This is a genomic window from Mucilaginibacter sp. P4_A11 (assembly GCF_056402535.1).
In genome coordinates this window covers 319,567-342,927 of record NZ_JBFUHE010000006.1, presented here as the reverse complement: position 1 = coordinate 342,927, position 23,361 = coordinate 319,567, and the positions used below count along the sequence as shown (strand labels likewise).

Here is a 23,361-nt window from a genome sequence, read left to right as displayed (position 1 = left end):
ATCTTTTACTGCGTAGTTACCCTCAAATTTAAAGTATCGGCCTGCATGGCGGTAAATATGCCTAAGCCGTTAACAACATTTGTGGGGGTATTTACTAAGTTTTGCGAACTGCCGCGGGTATTGGTGGTAAGTACATTGATGTATTCGTCATTTACCCTTAGCAATATCACCTTATATAGTCCATAGTATTTAAAGGTTGTTTGGGTAATGTTATATATCGAAGTTCGTTCGGTATTGATCTCAAAGCTTGGATTTCTGTTACTCCTTACTGCTATGATCTCAAAAGGGTTACTGTCAGTATTCTTGAAAAGCAGTATATGCTGTAGCGAATCGGGGTTTGTCCAGGTCACGGTTTGGAGTACCTTATCGTTATAAGCCTGATCAAGCGTGTTTGGCTCATGGAATACACTATCTGTCAGTTTAAATCCAACGGGCTTCCCCGGCATCACCGTTGATGCACTTATAGCCACATTATTATAGGTAAACTGCATGGTATAGGTTTTACCGGTAGTTATAAATGAAGCATCGCTGTAGGTGTAAGTGCCATTTGCTCCTTCAGTAAGTTTTACCGTTTGTGCGCCGTTGCTCACGTTGATACTTAAACCGGTTAAGGCTGAACCATAAGTAGCCGTATCTGTGAGGCCTTTTTGCTGATAAACTTTTACAGACAGCGGCTGACCGGCTACCAGATAAGCTTCAACAACCGGTTTGTTCACCGCATTTGTATCAGATGAATTTTTTTTGCAGGCCGATACTATCATCAGGGAGCCGGCTATCAATGCAAGGCATATATATCGTAGGTGTGTTTTTATTTCCATCTTAAGCTTAATGTAACGTTAGGGGTAAAGCCGAGGTAGTTAACATCGGTAGTAATAACCTGGTTGTTTTGCATTTGGTATTCGCGGTACCAGATATTGGTATGGTTGTAAACGTTGAACAGGGATAAGCCTATCGAGCCTATTTTATGTCCGTCTATTTTTAGCAGATCGTAGGATACTGACATGTCCAGCCTGTGGTAAGCAGGCAACCGTTCGGCATTTTTATCGCTGATGTTAAGGTAAGTGATACTATTGCCATCAACCGTTTTAATGGTATAGCTGGATAGGGGAGCCGTATACGGGTGCCCGGTGCTGAAAAGGAAGGTAGCAGCGAAATTCCAGCGCTGGTAATGGTACATGTTGATGGATTTAAACTCATGGCGTACATCCTGATCGGCAGCATAATAATCGTTGCCAAAAGCCGAGAACTTGTTTTGGGCCTGGGCGAGGGTATAGCTGATCCAGCCGGTATAACGGCCCATCTTTTTCTGCACCAGGAACTCAACACCTTTGGCACGGCCGGTTCCCTGGTAAAAATCTTCGGTTACGGTTTGTGTTTGGTTTTGATTAGCATCCATCCTGAAACCGCCGCCTGCAGGCTGTGTTTGCCTTACGGTGTACTGGGTAAGGCCGCTAAGTGTTTTGTAGTATCCTTCAATGCTGAACAAAAACGCATCGGTTTCATAGCTGGAGCCTAATATAAAATGCCTTGACATACCAACAGGGATATTGCTATTGTTGGATAACACCCAGAAATTTCGGTTCCCGCCCAAAATATCCTCCCGGATCACCTGGTTCTCGAACTGGTAAAACTGCCCGGTTGCACCTTTTATGGTAAACTTATCGGTGAGGCTATAACTTGCTGACAGCCGTGGTTCAAAATACGGTTTGGCTGTAGGTCCAAAATAACTGGCGCGTAAGCCAGGCTGAATATGAAATTTATTGTTTGGGTCGATAGACAGCTCGGTGTAAAAGCCAGCGAGGATGGCATTATTGTGCTGATTGATGAGTTTGCTGGTATCGTTTTGAGTGTACTCATAATCAATTTTTTTGTAGGATGCAAAACCACCAAAAAGCAGTTTGTATTTGTTGCTGGCTGTCCATTCCCATTCAGATTTGTAGCCTACGTCTTTCAGGTTGTTGGTTTCGAGCGTGCCGGTACTTAGGGTATGCGAAATGCCGTTGGTATCAATCTGTGAAAATCCCGAAGTGCTCCTGTTCCTGTCGTTGAAATAGGATGAGTAGGTAATGTAATTGTTGGAGTATAGTTTCTTATTCCATTGCCTGAACCATTTGATACTGCTGCCGAGGTTGCCGTACTTGGTATAGTCGGTAATATTGATCCCGCTGCTGCCTGACGACAGGAATGATGGCAGCCCCAATTGCCGGCTGTTATCTGTTTTATCGGTACCGGTATATAAACTCCATGAAACTTTATCTTTTTGACTGATGCTGTACGTGTACTTGGCATCAAAATCATAAAAGTATGAGCTTGGCGTAATCTGGTTGGCAAAGCCACCGCCTCCAAAGCCTCCCCGGCCACCACCACCCGGACCGCCGCTCTGTGTGGTTGAAGTTTGGTTAAACTGGTTAAAGATCTTGTTATAAAACGGTCCCTGGTATGAACGCCTTACAGCTAATAGCAAGGTCGACTTGTCCGACAGCGGCGTTTCCAGGTAACCGCTGGCGCTCAGCAAACTTAAATCGGTACCGATATTGGTTTCGTTTCTATTCCCTTCCTTACCATTAAGTTCGGTAACACTCGAAAGCCTGCCGCCGTATTTGGCCGTAAAGCCGCCTTTATACAATTGCACATCTTTAATGGCGCTGGCATTAAAAGCGCTGAAGAAACCGTACAGGTGGTCGACCTGGTAAATGGTAAAGCCATCCAGCACAACCAAATTCTGATCGGGCGTACCGCCGCGCACATAGGCTCCGGATGACGACTCGTTGGTGCCGCTTACGCCGGGCATCAACTGGAAGGCCCGTAGTACATCCTTATCACCCATGGTAGGCAGCTTATCCAAATTGGCCGGCGAAAGCTGTAACACGCCAACCTGCCTGCTATCTGTATTCATAACGCCGCTTTTTTTACCTGTAATGGTAACCTCGTTTAAACTGTTAAGTGATGAATACAAACCACAGATCAGCGGCGAATTCAGCTTCTCTGAGCTCAGCCTGAAATAGTCGGTTTGGTAACCTGTATATGAAACCTCCACTACCGACGTATCTGAAGGTACCTTGAACATGGTAAAATAGCCGTCGGAGTTAGTCATTACGTTGAGATCGGTTCCCCTGATCTTCACTGTTGCCGATGGGAGTGATTCGCCCGTTTGCTGGTCAATCACCCGGCCGTTAATGCTGACCAGGAAATGTTTGGGCTTAGCCCTGGGCCCCTCAATCTCTTTGGCTTTTACTGCATTGGCGGCCTGCAACGAGAGTTTATTGAGCTTTTGCAGCCGGGCCAGATCGTCGGTGTTTTGGAGGATGTAAATAGTGCCGCTTGACTCTATCCAGTAATGCAGGTTGTTTTCATCACAAACTTTGGCAATTACTTCTTTCAATGGTTCTTCGAAAAAATGCTCTACAACGTCCATTTCATGCAAAGGTTCCCGTTCAAACACGATGCGAACCTTGTAGTTCATGGCCAGTGTATCAAGAAGCTCATCAAGCGGACATGAGAAAAAATGGTTAACTACGATCTTTTTGAGTTTTTGCTGCGTTTGCTGACTATGAGCCACCGAACAGCACAAAACAAGGGTGGATAATAACAATAAGGAAAATTTCTTCATGTAGGGGTATATATTTTCTTCAGTGCCGAAATTGCACCATGTTTTGAAGCAGCTCAAATAAAATCGACCATAAGAGGCTTTGTGTCGACAAGACGGCAGGATGTGTGGTAGGGAGATTGGTGGGATATCGGGGTAAGTGACAGTTATTAGTGGCAGTGGCAGATTTTGAGGCAGCGATATGGGAAAATGCTTATAAAGAAGGCCGAGAGCAGCGCGGCAATCGTACCGAAGCAGAGCCGCCGTGTATAGTATGCGATTGCCACACCGCGCTACCTAATTATATAATAAAAAAATTATCGTCATGTTGAACTTGTTTCAACACCTCACTCGCTAAGCCACATGCTAAGCAAATCGCCTACCTTTCTTGTGGGGTGCTGAAACAAGTTCAGCATGACGGCATGGAGATATCATTTCAACTTCTGAGTCTAGGGATTTAAACACTCACAATGACCTGTTTGCTTACACCTTCCCAATCATCCTGTTAATCACATCACGGTAACCATCGCTTAGCGGGATCTCGGTGTTGATAAGTTTGATGCGGGCGCGACGCATCTGTGATACATGGTCGAGGTTAACAAGATATGATTTATGCACCCGGAAAAATTGATTGGGGGGTAATTGCAGCTCAATAGCTTTGAGGCTGATGCGGGACAATACCGGTTTTTGCTGATTAATGAGATGTACTTTGATGTAATCTTTAAGTCCCTCAATGTATTCAACCTGGTCAAAGCTGATCTTTACCAGGTTATAATCGGCATGCAAAAAGAAATAATTTTTAGTTGTGGGCTGCGGTACATAACTGCGGCGAAGTTCATACAGGTCAAGCGCCTTGTGGCAGGCCTTCAAAAAACGATCTAAGGGTACAGGTTTAACCAGGTAGTCTACCACGTCAAGCTCAAAGCCCTCTACCGCAAATTTTTCATAAGCGGTTACAAATATCACCATAGGCTTTTGAGTAAGGCTCCTGATAAGCTGTAGCCCGTTGATACCCGGCATGTATATGTCGCTGAAAATAAGATCGATCTGCTCCTTCTGCATAGCTATGATCGCTTCACCCGCGTTACGGCACCGTGCTACCACCTGTATGGTGTTCACGTGCTTGAGGTTATCTTCCAGCAGGTCGAGCGCCAGCGGCTCATCGTCAATTATTAAACATCGCATCATTTAAGTTCCAATTGCAGCATAACTATATAAGCCTGCTCGTTTTTATTGATATATAGGTTGTGTTTACCGGGATACAGCAGTTCCAGCCGGCGTTTAACATTGGCCAGGCCAATACCCGAGGCATTATCTTTACTTCCCTCGGCCGGGTTGTACACATTTTGTACGCTGAAGCGAAGGTTTTTTTCATCGGTAAAAAGCGTAATGGCTATCGCCGGTGCTTCAATATCGCCGGTGCCATGTTTAAAAGCGTTTTCCACAAATGGGATCAGCAACATGGGTTCGATACTTTTATCGGGCGCTTTGATATCGGAGCTAAAACTGATCTTCACCTGGTCGCGGAAACGGAGTTGCTGTAGCTCAATGTAACTGCGGAGATAGTCTTCTTTCTGGCACAATGTAACTTTTTCGGCATCGGTTACATAAAGCATGTAACGCAGCAGTTTGGAAAGCTGGATGAGCGTGGGCTCAACTGCCGAAGGGTTTAAGCGCGAAAGCGCTACGGCACTGTTAATGACGTTAAAAATAAAATGCGGGCTGATCTGCGAGCGCAAAAATGCCAGTTCAGAGATCAATGAAGCATTATCGATATCCTTTTTTTTGTTGATGACCTTAAATTGATCTGCCAGATAGTGATAAGCAAAGCTGCCGGCAGTAATGGACAATAACGGGAAAATAACCAGGAATGGCCCCTGCGGTCGGCGATGTTGCCCCATCCACGGAAAATGAGGCACTGGGAAATAATGACGTACAGCCATCAGTATTAAATTGAATACCACAAAGGAGGCAAGCAACGCGAAAAAGTAAAGCCAGATATTCTTTTTTAAGATCTTCGGAATAAGGAAAAATGCGTTCAGGTAAAACTCGGCCGCCAGCACAAGGTTAAAACTGATAATGTGCCCCAATGAAAAAGCAGGCTGTGGAAAGCCCCGCATATCCGGCCTGGAAATTACGGGCGTAAATATGATCAGTGCCCAAAATAACAGATGGATACAAACTTCTATAATCAGCGCCGGTTTTATCCGTTTAAACATATCATGCTAAGGTAGCCTCATTTTAAACCCGCACTCAATGTAATAGACGAGGGGGCAAAATGTGCCGACGAAAGTAAGTTATCTGTTGTGTGGAAACCTAATTTGTAACGCAGTTTTAATCATATTTAACATCTATTAACATTTGCAGGCAGATGCTTGAAAATAAGCGCGTTTGCTGCACAAACTGGAAGCATTTCTGTTAAATTTGTTTAGCAATTCATTACCTATGGCAATAATTAAACCTATCCTCCGAATTTTTGATTACGATAAAGCTATTGAGTTTTATATTACCTGGCTCGGCTTTAAAACTGATTGGGAACACAAGCCCGAAGGTGTACCGGTATATATACAAATATCCCTGCGCGACGTAGTACTTTACCTCTCCGAACATCACGGCGATGCCAGTCCCGGTAGTCACGTCGCAATTGACGATTTTAGAGAGCTAAGGGATTATCACGCCCATCTCATCGCGAAAAAATACAAGTATAACCGCCCCGGTCTTGAAGTACCTGAGTGGAACGACAAGTCCATCACCATGACGGTTCACGATCCTTTTGGCAACAGATTAACATTTAGTGAGGAATTGAAGGGATAGGTTGTTTGTTAAGAAAGAGTTATTTATAAAGCCCGAAGAAATGATTATGAGAAAATGAATTTTATAAAGCAACTCAACCAGAATTGCAAAGAATTGCTTTTTAATTAGGAGGCACCTACGGAGCCGACTTCCTTTTTGTTGTTTACTACAAACATGGTACTCCTCCGGAGTTTAGTATGCTATACTTTTCAAACTCCGGAGGAGTGCCATGTTTGTAGGCAAAAATATTATATAAAAAAAAGGCTCCAGCGGAGCCTCCTGTCGCCAATTAGTTTACTATGGCAAAGGTTTTTGTATTAATTATCTCTTTAATTATAAAACGTCCATGAAACGCCAAACTTCAGGATGGCATCCTGTTGAGGGTAGCGGTTAACTGTGTAATAACCTTTGCTCCATGCACGCTGATTGATATAATCATAAGCAACAAACAGATTAGTACGTTGCAGCGTTGCTTTAAAAAATACGCCGAATATAGGGTATGATGAAAACGTGACATTGGCGCCATTATAAAACTGGCCTAATCCCGGAGCATATGAAGGTGCAACGTATTCTGTATTGTACCTTGCGTTTAAGCCCATGCTGGCGTGAAGTACATTAAGTAATGTTCTGTTAACATAAAGATTGCTGTACGCATAAACTTCGGGCGTACGAAGCGTGTTTTGATAATCGGTTTTTTGATATACCACGTAGTTATCAAAATGCAGGCTCCGGTAGGTGAAGTTTTTACCGAGACTTACTTTTAACAGGTTAATGGAACTATTAAGTTGTGCCGGGCGTACATCACTTCCGCCATCCTGAGCGGTAAAATACAGGTAATTGCTGATCAAAAAGTATTCAACTTTTAAATCAATTTGCAGGGCATTGTTAATGTAGTTGAATGATGCACTGGTGGTTTTTTGATTGCTGAAATCGTTATGGAAAATATAATGATTGGAGATCCAGTTGTTATAAACCAATGGCGGCGAGCTGTTTTGTGAATAGGCCTCTAAAATGATCTTACCTGTTTTTTTGCCACCGGCCAGTGTAAGTTTGGCATCATAAAGATAATTACCAAAATCACGACCCTGGGCGATCTGCCTGAAATCTGCATCAAGGGCAATCCTGTCGCTGAAGCGGTAGCCAAGTTTAGCCTTCAGCGTAATGTCCTGGAAAGTATTGTGCTGTACCTTATCCTGGTGAATGTATTTTGCGCCATACTGGTTAAGGGTAGTATCGCTAACATATTGGTTGTAGGAGTAAAAGTCATGCACAAGGCCCAAATCAAGCTTAAGCTCATTCTTTACAAACTTCATCGATTTACTCCGAAGGTAAAAACTATACGAAAACTCATTTTGGATATGCGTCACCACTGTCGAATCCCGCGACCGGTTATTGCTGTAATAATAATCGGGGAACACATTATAGGTATCAACACCACTTTGCTTGTACAGGTACCTGCTGTTTGATATATGCAGGGTATGTGATACGCGCTGGGTAGGCAGGATCTTTGAGTTATCCTTGCCTTTATTTAGGCTATCTATCCGGCCTAAATAGTAAAACTGTTTAATGTAAAGTCCCTTATCGTTCCAGTTTTCATAACTGTAAGGCAGGCGCACCGCTGCCCTGTCTTTTGAAAAGGCGTTGTTTACATTGGTACTGGTAAATACCGAATCGTTGAGGATACTGCCGGTTTCGGGCGCTTTAAGGTTATTGAACAACAGGTTGGCCAGCAGATTATACCGTTTACTTTTTGATTCATACCAGGTAAAAATGGAAGCATTTAAATCGCTCACGTTTTGGCCCAATACATTGTTAAAATTGTAAAATCCCCTTGATCCGTTGAAATTAAGATTAAAACCGATATTCCAGTTGGGCTTTATATTTTGGGTATGGACGATATTGAACAGCTGTATGGCCGACCCACCGAAGGCATTGTAAAGTGTAAGCTTGGTATATGGTACCCGTGTGTTATAATAATTGATATCCTGGGGCTTCAGCGCGTAAATATCCAGTGAGTGTAAACCCAGATCAAATCCTATGGTCCTGCTGGGCTCAAAAAGCAAGGGCCGCTGCGACAAACCAATATTGCCTAAATGGATCCGTGGACTGCGCGGATCAATAAGCGGACTATAGATCTCAAAGTTATTGATACCGGTATCAATCGGAAACATCTGTGTACTGTCGTTCAGCAAACGTTCATTGGTAACACGGATGAATTTTGAGCTGAAGACTACCGAGTCCTTTTTGTTCTCTTCCTTACGCCGTAAACTGTCCAGGAGCTGATCGTCGGTCATTTGTTTTTCCTGCCGGCGTGCGGTATCACGGGTAGGCAGGTTACGTGGATTGGTACGGTTTCCATACTGCGCAAAAGCAGCCTGTACCGACATACACATCAGTAATAAAAAAAAATATTTGAGCTTTTGGCGCATTAATTACCGGCTATCAATTCTTTAAGTATCTGGGTCATTTTGGGTTCGGCTTCCTGCGCTATAGCAAGGATTTCTTCAAGCGTTATCGGCTTCAGTATTTCAGGGAAACCTTCATCTGTTAATACCGAAATTGCAAATGTTGGGATGCCCATGTGGTTGGCAACAATAACCTCGGGCACGGTGCTCATACCAACGGCATCACCGCCTATAATGCGCAGGTATTTATACTCGGCACGGGTTTCAAGGTTAGGACCTGTTACGGCTACGTAAACCCCTTTATGGCAGGTTATATTGTGCTTTTGGGCAATAGCCAAACCTTTTTCGATCATATCATGACGGTAAGGTTCGCTCATATCCGGAAAGCGTGGGCCAAGTTCTTCATAATTGCGGCCAACCAGCGGGTTTTGAGGCTGCAGGTTAATATGATCTTCAATGATCATCAGGTCACCCTTTTTAAAATCGGGGTTAAGTGAACCGCTGGCGTTTGATACGTACAGTGTTTTTATCCCAAGGTATTTCATCACCCTAACCGGGAAGGTGATCTGCTGCATGTTGTAGCCCTCGTAATAATGCAGGCGACCCTGCATGGCAACAACTTTAACACCTGCAAGCGTACCAAAAATAAGCTTGCCCGAGTGGAACTCCAATGTTGAGATAGGAAAATCAGGTATGTTAGAGTACATCAACTGTTTTTCGACCTCAATTTCTTTGACAAGGCCGCCAAGGCCAGTGCCTAAAATTATACCCACTTCGGGTTCAAAATCTCCTATGCGGTTTTTGATATACCGGGCGGTGCTTTCAATATTGTCTAACATATGTTTGTACTAATTCGTCAAATTGTTGTTGCCCGTTATTTAAAAAACTTATACCTATTGGCAATACCAAAACGGGCAGTTTTTTAACCATCGGAAGCAGGTCCTGTTCCCCTAAACGCTGCGCATCCTTTTCTGTTGTGATGATCACTTTTTTTTGTGATGCACAGGCCGAAAACTCATCGGCAAGTTTACTGATATTTTTTAAGCTAAAACGGTGATGATCGGGATAATTGTGATGAACAACCAGCTGTGTTTGCTTTTTGAGATGTGCTAATAATGGTTTTGGATTAGCTATACCTGTGAGTAAGAAGATAGTGGTTTGATTGTCGATGGCATTTATAACCGTAGTGCCGTTCATTGCCTGAACCGGCAGATAGTTTATCGTCGTAAAAAATAGTGACTGATGTGGATATGGCTTGATCCTTTTTATCACCCGCCCCTGTTCAAGGTCTGTTAGCGAAGCGGGGCATTTACTGATGATGGTTACATCCGCCCTTTTACGCCCTCCAAACGACTCACGTAGGTTACCTGCCGGAAGCAGGAAATGAGGCTCATTAACCCGGCTGTAATCAAAAAGCAAAATGCTGAAACCAGGTTCAAGCGCACGGTGCTGGTAGGCATCATCTAAAATAATAATATCATGATTATCCTTTAACTGCTCAACACCATTAACCCGCTTTTCGCAAACAGCCACATCAACATCCGGAAATTTATGTTTGAACTGGGCTGGCTCATCGCCAATGTCTGATGCCTTACTTTCGGCAGTAGCCAGTAAAAAGCCCTTGGTTGCGCGACCGTAGCCCCGGCTAAGTGTAGCTATGTTATAATTGCTCTTCAGTAGCCTGATCAGGTATTCGGTCATCGGGCTTTTGCCTGCACCGCCAACGTCCAGATTACCAACTACGATCACCGGCATATCAAACCCGGTACTTTTAAAAATTCCCTGGTTATAACACCAGTTACGGATACCCACAACCAGGCCGTAAATCAGCGAAAAGGGTATTAAAAGCCAGCGCAGGAATTTCATATATGGTTTTTCTCAACCCGTCATTGCGAGGTACGAAGCAATCCCAAATTACAGGTCCGCTCTGTAGAGTTCGCGATTGCTTCGTACCTCGCAATGTCGTTTTTCTTCTTTTAAATTTCTGAAGAACAGCAAAGTTAATATTTGATACCAATTTACTACGAGCCTATCACCCCAAACTGCTTTAAATGGTGCGTAAAATGTTTGCCATGCCATATGATCCATTCATAATAATCCAAAGGACCGAAACCTCCGTGGATCACTTTAACATCATTCGTGTTGAAATACCTGTCGAAAGTATCCAGCTCTTTCATTAATTGATTAATGGCTTTTTCCAGGTCGGGATACGTTAGCGTATGGGGCAACTCTTCCAAAATAATATTGCGGGGCATTTCGTTGTCGGTGTAGATACCGTTCTGCTTACGTGCGGCGGTATTTTCATGCGGCCCGTCCCAGGTTGGGATCCTGGTGCCGTTGGTGTATTGAACCTGGGTTGCAAGGTGCTCGATCATTTGTTGAGGTGTCATTTTACCCCAAAGCGGCTTAGCCTGCGCATCAAGATTAAGGAATAAGCGATACAATACTTTGCGATTGGTGATATCAACAAACTGGCTCATGAGGTAACGGGTTTTTAGCAAATATAAAAAACGTAGTATTTTGAATAGTACCTCCACATGAAACAGATGGTTGCCCGTTATTTTAAAATTTGTATTTTCATCTTCTCAGATCGCTTATCCCATGAAACATAAACTTACCTTCCTGACGCTGTTATTGGCAACGTCAGCCTTTGCTCAAACCGATAGTAAACTCATCGCTAAATTGAATGATGCGGTAAAGGATTTCCACGGGCAGGTTGGGATCTATGTTCATAATCTGAAAACCGGTAAAACAGTCGAGATCAATGCCGATACCCTGTTCCCCACAGCGAGTATGATCAAGGTAAGCATTCAGTGCGGGGTGATGGATAAGATAGAGAAGGGGGAACTAAAGTATAATCAGAAACTGGTTTACCGCGATTCATTGCTTTATGCCGGTGAAGACCTGTTGGGCTCTTTTAAAGATAAAGATACTGTGCAACTAAGTAAAGTAGCCATGCTGATGATCACTATGAGCGATAATACAGCGAGCCTATGGCTGCAAAAGCTGGTGGGCAGTGAGTATATTAATAATTGGCTCGATCAGAATGGTTTTAAAGTAATGCGGGTAAATTCAAGGGCTCCGGGCAGGGAAGCTATGCGCAAAATTTACGGCTGGGGGGTAAGTACCCCGCGCGAAATGAGCCGCCTGTTCACCATGATCCGGGAAGGTAAAGCCGTAAGCCCGGCTGCCAGTGAGCGGATGTACCGAAACATGGGGCGCATTTATTGGGATGAGCATGCGCTATCGCAGATCCCGCCGTATGTGCATACCATATCCAAACAGGGGGCAGTTGATGAATCGCGGTCGGAAACTGTGCTGGTTAACGCCCCGCATGGCGATTACGTATTTTCTATTATCACCAATCATAATACCGATACCAGCTGGACACCCAATAACGAGGCCGGTTTACTGATTAAAAAAGTATCGGCCCTGCTGTGGCATTATTTTGAACCTGCTGATAAGTGGCAGCCTGCGGATGGAGTGGATAAATTTATGCTGAATGAATAATAGATAAAAAAGAAGTTACCAGTATGAGTCCATCGATGGCCCGAGAGGCCTGTATATAGCGGTAATTTGTAATAATTGACATTCAAACGATAAAAATTTAAGTAATATTTTATGCAGGATAGCTGTTAATTGTTAGCCATTTGCTATTATTGGCAATCGATTACAATGTGTGATCTGTACACATTTAACTACACCTAATTTTATGCGTAAATTATTTACTTTATTACTATTTATTGCCATTGCATTTTCGGCCCGGAGCCAAGCCACGGGCGATTTTTCGGGCACCATAACCGATAGTAAAAGCCAGCCCATTGCGGGCGCTTCGGTGTACCTGCTCAATACCAACTACCAAACCAGTGCCGACCGAAGCGGGAAGTTTATCTTAAAAAATATTCCTTCCGGAAAATATACCCTGCACATCAGTGCCATTGGTTATGCCGCCAAAAATATCCCGGTTAACATTATCGGTACAAGTCGCCCTATAACCATCCAGTTGAATGATGCCAGTAACCAGTTAGATGAGGTTACTGTATCTGCCCAAAAAACGGAAGAGCAGGCTCAACGTGTACCTTTCAGTATTTCAACCCTATCGGCCAAGCAAATACAGGATTACAGGCTTTGGGATTTGAAAGACCTCACCGCTATTGTCCCTAACTTAAACTCGGGTGCACCCGGTGATGGCCGTACTGTTACGGGCATCCGCGGTATTGTGACTACGTCGTATGATCCTGCCGTGGCAACCTATGTTGATGGTGTAAACCAGTACGGGCTGGATACTTATATTCCGCAGTTGCTTGATGTGGATAGGATAGAGGTTTTGCGCGGTCCGCAGGGAACGCTTTATGGTCGTAATGCTACCGGTGGTGTTATCAATGTGATCACCAAACAGCCATCAAATACCTTGAGTGGTTTTGCTGGAGTTGATGTTGGTAATTATAACCAGCAGCGTTATACCTTAGGTATTAAGGCGCCATTGGTGAAAGACAAATTGTATTTAGGCGTAGCCGGAATCTATTCTGGCTTTAATGGTTTCTATACCAATACATTTAACAATACCCATTTTGATAAGCAGCATTATTTTTTAGGCAACTATTACCTGAAGTTTTTAGCTACTTCAAAACTGGCTTTTACGCTGAACGTTAAAAACTACAACAATCGCAATAACGGCGCGTTCACTTTAGCCGGCTCGCCTGATGATGCACTGAGCCACCCTTTTGAAGTTAACCAGAATGCCACCACCAAAATGATTGATAATACCTTTCAATCGTCATTAACGGCTAATTACAGCGGCAGTGACTTTAACTTCACTTCGCAAACCTCTTACCAGGTAAATAACAGGTATTATACCACGCCTATTGATGGCGACTTTTCACCCATTGATGCCGTATCTATCGTAAATAATTATGGCGGTAAATGGAATAAAGTGAAAACCACTATCCAGGAGTTCAGGTTTACCTCTCCTGCTTCATCAACCTCAAAACTGAAATGGGCAGCCGGTACTTATGGCTTTTACCATTATGCACCAAATAAACAAGGAACCTATTTTGGCGATGACGCAGCCGCAGTTGGCTCGCCGATCAGTGATTTTACCAGCATCAACACCAATACTGATCGTAACTACGGTATAGCAGTTTACGGACAGGCTACTTATGCTGTTAGTGAGCAATTTGATGTTACAGCGGGTTTGCGTTATGATTACGAGCACAAAAAAGAAAATATAATGGGCGAGTTTCTGCCAAACGGTGGCGAATCAATGGTTACCCGCTCGGATACTTCTTCAACAGCGCACTATAAAGCGTTTACGCCTAAAGTGAGCCTGGCTTACCATGTATCGGCACATAATAATTTGTTTGCTACTTATAGCCGTGGTTTCCGTGCCGGTGGTATTACCGAGTTAGGTTCTGATCCCTCGTCTCCGCCGCTTTATTCTTTTAAGCCTGAGTACAGCAACAACTTTGAAGTAGGTTCAAAGAACGATTTTTTAGATAACCGCCTGCGTGTAAATGTAACCGCGTTTTATACCCGTGTTACTGATGCACAGGTGCCAACGTTGGTGCTGCCCGATGCTATCACCATCACTAAAAATGCAGGTAAGTTAAACAGCAAAGGTATTGAGGCCGAAATTAACGCCACTCCAATTAAAGGCCTGGAGTTTGATTACAATTTTGGCTATACCCATGCGCGTTACACTACATTAGTGGTAGGCAGCAATGGCGAAGAAGTGAACTTGAAAGGCAATAAACAAATCTACACACCAAACATTACCAGCATGCTGGCTCTTCAATATGCTTATGACCTGGGTGGTCCGCTGAAAACAAAGCTGATTGCCCGTGGCGAGTGGCGCTATCTGGGCGATCAGTATTTTGACCTCGCCAACCAGATTGAGCAAAAAGGATACAACAAGTTTAATGCAAGGGTAGGTGTAAGCACTAAAAGGTTCGGCTTGTTTTTCTGGGAGAGTAACATCGCCAATAAAAAATATATTGACTATGCTTATGATTTCGGCGCAACGCACTTAGGTAACCCACGTACTTATGGGGTATCGTTGAATACTACTTTTTAATTTTAACTGCACGTTCAAACGTCCACGTTTGAATGATTGTTATTTTAAGCGTCCACGCTCCCGGTAGGGAAGCGTGGACGCTTACTTTTTGAATGGATCAAGCGTGGACGCTTGATCTGGTGACGGTCCATTAATTAGCTTTAAGCTTTGTGCATTCTGCTTTTAGCTTTTATATAATAATGGTTGTTTTATCCTATGTTATCCCGGATATTTTTTGTTAATTCAATCAAAATCTGATCGTTAATAAACCGTAATTATCATGAAAAAGAATATCCTGCCGCTGCTCATTGCTATTATAAGTATTGCCGTCACTTTTCCCGCACATTCGCAGGTTATTACCAAATACGGCGATAATGTAAGTACCCTTGATGGCATCATAAAAGCTTATTACGGTGTAGTCTCCGTTAAAAAAGGCGAAAAAGTAAGCTATGAGCGTGACAGTCTGCTGCATATATCCATGGAATATCACAAACTGGCCGACCCGTCGCTATCAAAAAATGGATTTGATGAGAGGGAGATAGCCCGCCGGGTTGAAAAGTTTGGAAGTATTTATCACGTTTGGAGCACTTATGAATCACGTAACACGGCCGATGGCCCGGTAACCGAACGGGGTATCAACAGCATTGAACTGTTTAATGACGGTACCCGTTTCTGGATCCTGGCCTGGTTTTATGATGGAGAGCGTAAAGATAACCCGATACCGGCGGAGTATTTGAAATAAGTCTAAAGTCCTGAGTCGGAAGTACAAAGTCTTGAAATCATTGCGGGAATTTAAGTTCTGCTCCTTGCTGACTTTAGACTTAACACTTTGAACTTCTAACTTAAGACTTCCGACTCGGCACTTTAGACTTTCCAACTAAATACCTAACTTCACCGCCCTGAAATCATATACTTTAATTATGAAATTATTAGAAGGAAAAACCGCGTTGGTTACCGGCGCGTCAAAAGGAATAGGCCGTAAGATTGCCGAAAAATTTGCCGAGCATGGCGCTAACGTAGCTTTCACTTATTTATCATCAGTTGAAAAAGGCCAGGCTCTTGAGCAGGAACTGCAAAGCTTCGGTACTAAAATAAAAGGTTACCGTTCCGATGCTTCCAAATTTGAGGAAGCTGATAAACTGATCACCGATATTGTTGCTGATTTCGGTACGCTTGATATCGTTGTTAATAATGCCGGGATCACCAAAGATGGTTTGCTGATGCGTATGACCGAGGAAAACTGGGACGAAGTGCTTGACGTAAACCTGAAATCGATATTCAACGTTACCAAGGCTGCTTCAAAGATCATGATGAAAAACCGCAAAGGTGTATTCATTAACATGAGCTCGGTTGTTGGTGTGCAGGGTAATGCAGGTCAGGCCAACTATGCTGCTTCAAAAGCAGGTATCATTGGTTTCTCTAAATCGGTAGCTAAAGAGTTAGGCTCACGTAATATCCGTACCAATGTGGTTGCCCCAGGCTTTATCCGTACCGAAATGACCGAAGTACTGGATCCTAAAGTTGTTGAAGGCTGGGCAGCAGGTATTCCGCTTAAACGTGCCGGCGAAACTGAAGACGTAGCTAATGCCTGCGTATTCCTGGCATCTGACATGGCCGCTTACATCACCGGGCAGGTTATCCCTGTTGACGGCGGAATGTTGTAAGAAATAAAATACTAAAATATCTTCACCACGCGTCATTGCGAGGTACGAAGCAATCCCCAATTAGCAGGTCCGCCCTGTACAGTAGGGGATTGCTTCGTGCCTCGCAATGACGTTTTTAGTTAAATGGGAAAAACTTATTCCCCTCATTTCACAATAATTTCGCATTTTGCAGGTAATGTTTATTGGGCCGGATGATCTGCGCCCTGATGATACTATAGCTACAAATGTTTTCACTTACATGGGGTTCTGTTTCGGGATGGTGGTTGCCTGCCGGCTTATTGCTGGGTTTGGCATATGCCTGGCTCATGTACCGCAAGCCGGTTGATTTAAGCAAAAACTTACGCTATATACTGGCTGCTATCCGTGCGGTAACCGTATTTTTTATAACGGTATTGCTCATCTCCCCATTGGTGAAATCGGTTAAATATGAGCCTCAAAAACCACTGGTACTTATTGCACAGGATAATTCATCATCCATAAACACTTTTAAACCGGCGGGTTTTAATCCATCCGCCTTTATTGATGACCTGGCTAAACTGAAACAAGAACTTGGCGATAAATACGATGTACAGGAATTTAGTTTTGATAAAGAGCTGCACCCTGGTCTTTCAAAAAACTTCGGCGGTGAACAAACGGATATAGCAGGTGCGCTGCATCAGCTTAATGATAGGTTCACTAATCAGAATATTGGAGCGCTGATATTGGCTACCGATGGTTTATACAACCAGGGTAACGATCCGCAATATGAGGCCCGGAATATCAAAACCAGTATCTACACCATAGCCCTTGGCGATACCACCGCTAAACGCGATCTGCTCATTGGCAATGTAAACTATAACAAGACCGCCTTTTTAGGGAATGATTTTGTGATAGAGGTGCTTGCCACAGCCTATCAAAGCAAGGGCGAAAACATGAATCTTTCAGTTACTGAAGATGGTAAACAAGTTTACGCTCAAAGTATCCCGGTAACGGGTGCCGATTTTAAAAAGATCATTCCCATAAAACTGAACGCTGCCAGGAAAGGACTGAGAAAATACAATATTAGCATCGCGCCTGTAAAAAACGAGCTTTCGATCCAAAACAATACCGAAACTATTTATGTGGAGGTATTGGATGCAAGGCAAAAGGTACTGTTGTTATATAATGGTCCGCACCCCGATTTAACGGTGGTCAAGCAGGCTATCGAAACCAATAAAAACTTTGAAGTAAAGGCAAGTTCCCTCGCTGATGCTGTAACTATTAAACCTGCAGATTATAGCTTGTTGATCTTGTACCAGCTTTCGGCGGGAGAGTATCCATCGGTGAAAAGCTTTATGGCTAAGAGTAAAATGCCGGTTTGGTATATCATCGGCTCACAAAGTAATCTTCAGTTAATCAACAGCGAGCAAAATGTGGTTCATATAAGTGCCGGCCGTGCCGAAACACAGGAGGTGATGCCGCTGCCAACAAATGATTTTACGGCGTTTACACTGTCCGATTCGGCACGGAAAAAGATTGCTGCCTTCCCACCATTGATAGCGCCGTTTGGTAGTTATGGAACGGCTGCAGGTACTTCTGTTTTATTGAAGCAAAAAATTGGTGCCGTAGCTACCACATACCCATTGCTTGCCTTTGGTGATGAAGCAGGCAGGCGGATTTCCGTATTAACCGGCGAGGGCATCTGGCGCTGGCAATTGTCCGAGTTTCAAAACTATGGCAACCGAAATGCAACCGACGAACTGCTGAGCCAAACCGTACAATATTTAACTGCCAACACAAATCGCCAGCGTTTCCGCGTCTATCCGGCACGTAACGTATTTGATGAGGGCGAAAACGTGATCCTCAATGCCGAGTTATATAACGACGCCCTTGAACTGATCAATACTCCGGATGTAAAGATAGAACTGAAAAGCGCAGCAGGAAAAAACTATAGCTTCCTATTTACCCGCACCGGTCAAAGTTACCAGCTGGATGCAGGTACCCTGCCTATAGGCGAATATACTTATAGCGCCTCAACACAAACCGGGAAACAGGAGTTTAAAGCCAGTGGTCAGTTCACCATAAAGCCACTTAACCTCGAAACCCGCCAAAGCGCCGCTAATCACGCATTGCTCAACGCCCTGGCCAAACAAAGCGGTGGACAAATGATCAGACCATCGCAGATAAGCCAACTTGCCGAACAGATTCGAAAAAACGAAAATATCAAAACGGTGGTATATGAGGATAAGCATTACAGCGACCTGATAGATATGAAATGGCTGTTTGGGTTGATCCTGCTGCTGTTATCAACAGAGTGGTTTTTGAGGAAGAGAGAAGGAGAAGTTTAAGGGGAGTCAAGACGATAAGATATAAGAGGCAAGAAAAGAGAAAGGAAAAAAGCAATGGCCCAGTGCGATTAAGCCTGTGGTCGGTGTTTTCACCGTACCACATGAGTTATTGACCAATGTTAAATTTGAAGGTTTAGGAGTGGTGCGATGAAAACACCGACCACAAGCTAAATATATCCTTATATCCTCCTTTCCCCAATAGAGATAACGTAATATTCTTACTATAAACCCGGATCAATATCGATCAGCAAATAAAAATATATAGATTACGATATAAATTTCCACACCATTAATGTCGATCCCTACATCTGCTGCCGGTCTGGATATCTCCGGCAAACATAAACTTTCGGGCCTTGATCATTTGCGGGCTTTTGCCATTGTGTTTGTGTTTTTATTCCATTACCAGTTTTACGGTCACCCGGAATGGGAAAATAAAATTGGAAGTTTTGGATGGACTGGTGTCGACCTGTTTTTTGTTTTGAGTGGCTTTTTGATTGCCGGGCAGCTTTTCAGTACTATAGCCAGGGGTAAAAGCATAGCTATAAAGGAGTTTTTTATCAAACGTTTTTTCAGGATCATTCCGCCGTATCTCGTTGTTATTGCCCTATATGCCTTTGTACCATTTTTGCGAGAACGTGAACATTTTGCAGCACTGTGGAAATACCTGACGTTCACTTTCAATTTTGGGCTCGATCTGCATCAAACAGGCACGTTTACTCATGCATGGTCGTTATGTGTAGAGGAGCAATTTTACTTAATACTGCCATTAACCTTTTGGTTATTCAACTATATTAAAGCCGGCAAAAAAGCCATATACCTGATTGCTGCGTTATTTATTGGTGGCTTCGTGATAAGGTACGCAGGCTGGCAATATTTTATTGAGCCTCAGTTATCCGGGGATGACATAGGGGCGGTGTGGAACGAGTTTATTTATTATCCAACCTACAACCGGCTTGATGGCTTGCTCATAGGAGTGAGCATAGCCGGTATTTATACTTTCTATCCACACATAAAAGCTAAAGCAAGCAAATACAGCCATGTATTGATGTTAACGGGTTTTGCAATTTTAATAATGTCTTATTTTGTAGCTACACCGCAGGCCACGTTTAGCACTACCATGTGGGGTTTTCCGTTAATTTCTGTGGGATATGGTTTAGTTGTGGCTGCAGTAGTGAGCCCCGGTAATGTACTTTATAAGCTTAAGTCAGCAATCACCGCGCAAATTGCTGCGCTCTCCTATGGTATTTATTTAATTCACAAGCTCATGATCCACCTTACACAAAACCTGTTATCGGTAGCAGGCATGGATAAAAACAGCAACCTCATGATGTTGTGTTGTATTATAAGTAGTGTGGCAGGGGCGTTGGTATTAAGGCACGTTGTCGAGAAACCATCGTTAAAGCTTAGAGATAAGGTTTTGCTTAAATGGCAAGGTGGTCAATCGCTAAAACGCGGAGGGGGAGTTTTGATGCAGGAAAATCGCTTTTAACACATGCAGATAGAAAAAGTATAAATGAAAAATTTTCACACTAATTTTTACGTATTAATCGAATTACACGAATCTTAAATTAATTAAAAATTAGTGTAATTCGATTAATTGTGAATGGTTTGAAAAGCATTCGTGTGGAAATTATTCAGATAAGATTTATTAAAACAGATCGAATTATTTGAAATCGATTTCCTGAATTTGGATGTCTTACTTCTCCTTTGTTTCCGGCACCACCACGTAAACATCCTCGTTAGCTTTTTTCATAAGGTATTTTTCGCGGGCAAATTTTTCCATTTGCTGGGGGTTGGTAGTGAGCTCTTTAAGCTCTTTAGTTACCTGGTCGGTTTGGGCTTTGTAGAAATCGCGCTCAAGCCTTAATTTTTTAACCTGCTGGTGGTATTGGTATTGGGAAAAAAGATCGTTCCTGTCAAAAAATATCATCCATACAACAAAAGAAATGGTAACCAGGAAGAACTTGTTCTTGAAAAGGTCTATAAGGCGTTTCATTGATACCGGCTGTATGATTTTCATTTAAAGCTATTTAATTTTTTCGACGGATACAAATATGCTTATTAACTTATTAACAGGGAAATGTTTTTTGGTGAGTAGTTGATTGGGGTGATTGGGAGAGTGGTTTTGTTTTTTGGAGAATGGTTGATTAAGTTGATTTGGTGAGTGGTTTTGTCTGCAATAAATCAACCATTCACCTAATCAACTACTCACCCAATCAACCTCTACTTAATCAACCATTCACCCAATCAACTTAATACTTAACCTCTCTTAGCTCCACTCATGCCGCTGGCTCCACCCGGCCTGCCTGCCTCTGAACGGCTGCCGCCTGATCTTTTATTGCCGCCTGAACGACCATTGCCAGCCGAACGGCTATTGCCGCTACCACTGCCACCAGACCTGCGGTTGCCGCCACGACCACCGCCGCCACCGCGCTGACCGCCGCCTGAACCACCTTTTTTAGGTGCTTCGTTTACTTTAGCTGCCATTGCCGCCGGACTAAGCGGGTAAGGGTGACCTTCCTCAACCGGGATCTGCTTAGCTATCAGCTTGTGGATATCTTTCAAAAAATCCAGTTCTTCGGCATCACAAAATGAAAGTGCTATACCGTTAGCACCTGCCCGGCCTGTACGGCCAATACGGTGTACATAGGTTTCGGGTACGTTCGGCAGTTCGTAGTTAATAACGTGGGTAAGGTCGTCAATATCAATACCACGTGCTGCAATATCTGTAGCTATTAATACACGGGTTGTGCGGTTTTTAAAGTTGGTTAAAGCCCGCTGCCTTGCATTTTGTGATTTATTACCATGAATAGCTTCGGCAGTGATACCTACACGGGTAAGGTCTTTAACTACTTTATCTGCACCATGTTTAGTACGGGTAAATACCAGTGCAGTTTTGATGTCTTTATCTTTCAGGATATGGATCAGTAACGACTTTTTATCGCCCTTATCAACATAATAAACCGCTTGTTGTATGGTATCGGCAGTGGAGGAAACCGGGGTAACTTCAACTTTTTCCGGATTATTCAGGATGCTGTCGGCCAGGCTCTGGATCTCTTTGGGCATAGTAGCCGAAAAAAACAGCGTTTGCCTTTTAGCAGGAACTTTAGCTATGATTTTTTTAACATCGTTAACAAAACCCATGTCCAGCATGCGGTCGGCCTCATCCAATATCAGGAATTTAACATGCTCCAGGTGAACATAACGCTGGTTCATGAGGTCGAGCAGTCGGCCCGGGGTTGCTACTAAAATATCAACACCGCGGCGCAAAGCATCAACCTGCGGGTTTTGCGATACCCCGCCAAATATGACCAGGTTTTTAAGTCCTGTATGTTTGCCGTAAGCAGTAAAGCTTTCGCCAATTTGCAGGGCAAGTTCACGGGTAGGGGTTAAAACCAAAGCTTTAATGGTTTTTTGCTCTTTGTGGGCTATCCTGTCCTGGTGTAATAACTGCAGGGTAGGAATAGCGAAAGCTGCGGTTTTGCCGGTACCGGTTTGAGCGCAGCCCAATAAATCCTTGTGTTGTAATATGATAGGAATGGCTTGCGCCTGTATTGGAGTAGGTGTGGTATAGCCCTCAGTTTTTAAAGCCTTGAGGATAGGCTCAATTAAATTTAAATTTTCGAATGACATTTGATCTTTTGTAATATATAATGTGCTAACGCGAAAGCATAAGCGGATCTGAAGAGTTTGCTGGGCTCAAAACCGTAAGCGAACGGGTAATTAGCCGCAAAGATACGCTTTTTATTGTTAAGAAAATTTTAAGCCTTTATGAAGCCCGGAGAGCACTGCTGGGCCGATAGCATTAGCGTGTAAATAATTACGCGGGAGACGTTTCTGCAGCATCTGCAGCCAACTTCTTTCTTTTGACGTCGCGGTCTTTTTGCCATGACTCCAGCAGAATGAGACCCATGCCTATCATGATCGATACGTCGGCCACGTTGAATACGCCTGTTTGGAAGATCTTGAAATTCATGTGCATAAAGTCGGTTACACTGCCGTAAAGCATCCTGTCATACAAATTGCCTGCACCGCCGGCAATAACCAAAACAATGCCTGTGGTGGTTAATTTACCTATGGAAGGTTTTAACATTACATAAAAAACACCAAAGGTGAGCGCAAGCAAAGGCAATAATGATAGGAGGATGAATTTCCATGGGTTTTGCAGCGAATCGCCGAGGCTTAAAAAAGCTCCGGTATTTTCGGCATGCAGTATGGTGAAAAAGTTTTTGATAACAAAAATGTTATCGCTGATGTGGATATGCTCCCTTACGTAAATTTTAGTAACCCTGTCAAGCCCAATGCTTACAACCAATATCAGCACTATACCCAATATCCTCAAAATCCCTTTTCTGTTCATCAATTTATTTTAACAATTTAATATAACGTAACTGCTTTGGTTTAATTATATGGCTTTGATTGAGGGGGCAAAGGTATAAAAATACTTGTTAGCAAGTATCTGTTTATGGAAGATCTGAAATTAAGTTATCCGTGGCAAAGTTAAAAACGATTGTCATGCTGAGGAACGAAGCATCTTCTTCGCCCTGTATAGCGG

At 43.4% G+C, this 23,361-nt stretch carries 18 protein-coding genes; 7 read left to right on the top strand and 11 right to left on the bottom strand.

Annotation, left to right across the window (positions count from 1 at the left end):
- Positions 1-5 precede the first annotated feature (5 nt).
- The 4 genes from AC1DUD_RS14310 to AC1DUD_RS14295 all read right to left on the bottom strand — a co-directional run bounded on the left by AC1DUD_RS14310 (position 6) and on the right by AC1DUD_RS14295 (position 5,805).
- The gene (locus AC1DUD_RS14310) at positions 6-818 is read right to left on the bottom strand and encodes a DUF4249 domain-containing protein (RefSeq protein ID WP_477375418.1); all 813 of its coding nucleotides are present in this window, start codon (positions 816-818) and stop codon (positions 6-8) included.
- Positions 809-3,610 carry a TonB-dependent receptor gene (locus tag AC1DUD_RS14305; protein ID WP_477375416.1) on the bottom strand — a complete coding sequence of 934 codons (2,802 nt, stop codon included), beginning with the start codon at positions 3,608-3,610 and terminating at the stop codon, positions 809-811. The genes AC1DUD_RS14310 and AC1DUD_RS14305 overlap by 10 nt, the downstream gene beginning before the upstream one ends.
- A gap of 459 nt (positions 3,611-4,069) precedes the next feature.
- The gene (locus AC1DUD_RS14300; RefSeq protein ID WP_477375414.1) at positions 4,070-4,771 is read right to left on the bottom strand and encodes a LytR/AlgR family response regulator transcription factor; all 702 of its coding nucleotides are present in this window, start codon (positions 4,769-4,771) and stop codon (positions 4,070-4,072) included.
- Positions 4,771-5,805: a sensor histidine kinase gene (locus AC1DUD_RS14295; RefSeq protein ID WP_477375412.1), complete on the bottom strand. Its 1,035-nt coding sequence runs from the start codon at positions 5,803-5,805 to the stop codon at positions 4,771-4,773. Before AC1DUD_RS14295 ends, AC1DUD_RS14300 begins: the two co-directional genes overlap by 1 nt.
- A gap of 226 nt (positions 5,806-6,031) precedes the next feature.
- Between AC1DUD_RS14295 and AC1DUD_RS14290 the strand changes: the two genes are divergently transcribed.
- Complete coding sequence (locus tag AC1DUD_RS14290) at positions 6,032-6,400, top strand: glyoxalase superfamily protein (RefSeq protein ID WP_477375410.1); 369 nt, start codon at positions 6,032-6,034, stop codon at positions 6,398-6,400.
- Between the two features lie 308 nt (positions 6,401-6,708).
- Here AC1DUD_RS14290 and AC1DUD_RS14285 read toward each other — a convergent pair whose 3' ends face one another.
- The 4 genes from AC1DUD_RS14285 to AC1DUD_RS14270 all read right to left on the bottom strand — a co-directional run bounded on the left by AC1DUD_RS14285 (position 6,709) and on the right by AC1DUD_RS14270 (position 11,321).
- Positions 6,709-8,766 (bottom strand): putative porin, encoded by a 2,058-nt coding sequence (locus tag AC1DUD_RS14285; RefSeq protein WP_477375408.1) that lies wholly within the window; start codon positions 8,764-8,766, stop codon positions 6,709-6,711.
- Positions 8,767-8,807: 41 nt separating this feature from the next.
- The gene (locus AC1DUD_RS14280; RefSeq protein WP_477375406.1) at positions 8,808-9,623 is read right to left on the bottom strand and encodes a purine-nucleoside phosphorylase; all 816 of its coding nucleotides are present in this window, start codon (positions 9,621-9,623) and stop codon (positions 8,808-8,810) included.
- Entirely contained in the window at positions 9,607-10,650 is a 1,044-nt protein-coding gene (lpxK, locus tag AC1DUD_RS14275; RefSeq protein WP_477375404.1) for a tetraacyldisaccharide 4'-kinase, read from the bottom strand. The genes AC1DUD_RS14280 and lpxK overlap by 17 nt, the downstream gene beginning before the upstream one ends.
- Before the next feature lie 155 nt (positions 10,651-10,805).
- Entirely contained in the window at positions 10,806-11,321 is a 516-nt protein-coding gene (locus tag AC1DUD_RS14270; protein WP_477375402.1) for a hypothetical protein, read from the bottom strand.
- 64 nt (positions 11,322-11,385) lie between these two features.
- On the opposite strand from AC1DUD_RS14270, the gene AC1DUD_RS14265 reads away from it, so the two are divergent.
- From AC1DUD_RS14265 to AC1DUD_RS14240, 6 genes are all read left to right on the top strand, one after another.
- Entirely contained in the window at positions 11,386-12,294 is a 909-nt protein-coding gene (locus AC1DUD_RS14265; RefSeq protein ID WP_477375400.1) for a serine hydrolase, read from the top strand.
- A 202-nt stretch (positions 12,295-12,496) separates the two neighbouring features.
- Positions 12,497-14,857: a TonB-dependent receptor gene (locus AC1DUD_RS14260; protein WP_477375398.1), complete on the top strand. Its 2,361-nt coding sequence runs from the start codon at positions 12,497-12,499 to the stop codon at positions 14,855-14,857.
- A gap of 259 nt (positions 14,858-15,116) precedes the next feature.
- Positions 15,117-15,578: a hypothetical protein gene (locus tag AC1DUD_RS14255; protein ID WP_477375396.1), complete on the top strand. Its 462-nt coding sequence runs from the start codon at positions 15,117-15,119 to the stop codon at positions 15,576-15,578.
- A gap of 178 nt (positions 15,579-15,756) precedes the next feature.
- Positions 15,757-16,500: a 3-oxoacyl-[acyl-carrier-protein] reductase gene (gene fabG, locus AC1DUD_RS14250; protein WP_091218667.1), complete on the top strand. Its 744-nt coding sequence runs from the start codon at positions 15,757-15,759 to the stop codon at positions 16,498-16,500.
- Between the two features lie 224 nt (positions 16,501-16,724).
- A complete protein-coding gene (locus AC1DUD_RS14245) occupies positions 16,725-18,806 on the top strand; it encodes a hypothetical protein (RefSeq protein ID WP_477375394.1) in 2,082 nt (693 codons plus the stop codon).
- 292 nt (positions 18,807-19,098) lie between these two features.
- On the top strand, positions 19,099-20,295 hold the full coding sequence (locus AC1DUD_RS14240) for an acyltransferase family protein (RefSeq protein WP_477375392.1): 1,197 nt from the start codon (positions 19,099-19,101) through the stop codon (positions 20,293-20,295).
- 207 nt (positions 20,296-20,502) lie between these two features.
- Here the strand turns inward: AC1DUD_RS14240 and AC1DUD_RS14235 are convergent, their stop codons facing one another.
- From AC1DUD_RS14235 to lspA, 3 genes are all read right to left on the bottom strand, one after another.
- Positions 20,503-20,826: an FtsB family cell division protein gene (locus AC1DUD_RS14235; protein WP_477375390.1), complete on the bottom strand. Its 324-nt coding sequence runs from the start codon at positions 20,824-20,826 to the stop codon at positions 20,503-20,505.
- Between the two features lie 239 nt (positions 20,827-21,065).
- Positions 21,066-22,439 carry a DEAD/DEAH box helicase gene (locus AC1DUD_RS14230; protein WP_477375388.1) on the bottom strand — a complete coding sequence of 458 codons (1,374 nt, stop codon included), beginning with the start codon at positions 22,437-22,439 and terminating at the stop codon, positions 21,066-21,068.
- Between the two features lie 187 nt (positions 22,440-22,626).
- Complete coding sequence (lspA, locus tag AC1DUD_RS14225; RefSeq protein ID WP_477375386.1) at positions 22,627-23,166, bottom strand: signal peptidase II; 540 nt, start codon at positions 23,164-23,166, stop codon at positions 22,627-22,629.
- Positions 23,167-23,361: the final 195 nt, after the last annotated feature.

Excerpts from the sequence above, each read along its gene's own strand:
- AC1DUD_RS14240 (WP_477375392.1), top strand. The coding sequence starts at position 19,099 with ATGTCGATCCCTACATCTGCTGCCGGTCTGGATATCTCCGGCAAACAT.
- AC1DUD_RS14260 (WP_477375398.1), top strand. The coding sequence starts at position 12,497 with ATGCGTAAATTATTTACTTTATTACTATTTATTGCCATTGCATTTTCG.
- AC1DUD_RS14310 (WP_477375418.1), bottom strand. The coding sequence starts at position 818 with ATGGAAATAAAAACACACCTACGATATATATGCCTTGCATTGATAGCC.
- lpxK (WP_477375404.1), bottom strand. The coding sequence starts at position 10,650 with ATGAAATTCCTGCGCTGGCTTTTAATACCCTTTTCGCTGATTTACGGC.
- AC1DUD_RS14305 (WP_477375416.1), bottom strand. The coding sequence starts at position 3,610 with ATGAAGAAATTTTCCTTATTGTTATTATCCACCCTTGTTTTGTGCTGT.
- fabG (WP_091218667.1), top strand. The coding sequence starts at position 15,757 with ATGAAATTATTAGAAGGAAAAACCGCGTTGGTTACCGGCGCGTCAAAA.
- AC1DUD_RS14230 (WP_477375388.1), bottom strand. The coding sequence starts at position 22,439 with ATGTCATTCGAAAATTTAAATTTAATTGAGCCTATCCTCAAGGCTTTA.
- AC1DUD_RS14245 (WP_477375394.1), top strand. The coding sequence starts at position 16,725 with ATGTTTTCACTTACATGGGGTTCTGTTTCGGGATGGTGGTTGCCTGCC.
- AC1DUD_RS14290 (WP_477375410.1), top strand. The coding sequence starts at position 6,032 with ATGGCAATAATTAAACCTATCCTCCGAATTTTTGATTACGATAAAGCT.
- AC1DUD_RS14300 (WP_477375414.1), bottom strand. The coding sequence starts at position 4,771 with ATGCGATGTTTAATAATTGACGATGAGCCGCTGGCGCTCGACCTGCTG.
- AC1DUD_RS14295 (WP_477375412.1), bottom strand. The coding sequence starts at position 5,805 with ATGTTTAAACGGATAAAACCGGCGCTGATTATAGAAGTTTGTATCCAT.
- AC1DUD_RS14255 (WP_477375396.1), top strand. The coding sequence starts at position 15,117 with ATGAAAAAGAATATCCTGCCGCTGCTCATTGCTATTATAAGTATTGCC.
- AC1DUD_RS14285 (WP_477375408.1), bottom strand. The coding sequence starts at position 8,766 with ATGTCGGTACAGGCTGCTTTTGCGCAGTATGGAAACCGTACCAATCCA.
- AC1DUD_RS14235 (WP_477375390.1), bottom strand. The coding sequence starts at position 20,826 with ATGAAAATCATACAGCCGGTATCAATGAAACGCCTTATAGACCTTTTC.
- lspA (WP_477375386.1), bottom strand. The coding sequence starts at position 23,166 with ATGAACAGAAAAGGGATTTTGAGGATATTGGGTATAGTGCTGATATTG.
- AC1DUD_RS14265 (WP_477375400.1), top strand. The coding sequence starts at position 11,386 with ATGAAACATAAACTTACCTTCCTGACGCTGTTATTGGCAACGTCAGCC.
- AC1DUD_RS14280 (WP_477375406.1), bottom strand. The coding sequence starts at position 9,623 with ATGTTAGACAATATTGAAAGCACCGCCCGGTATATCAAAAACCGCATA.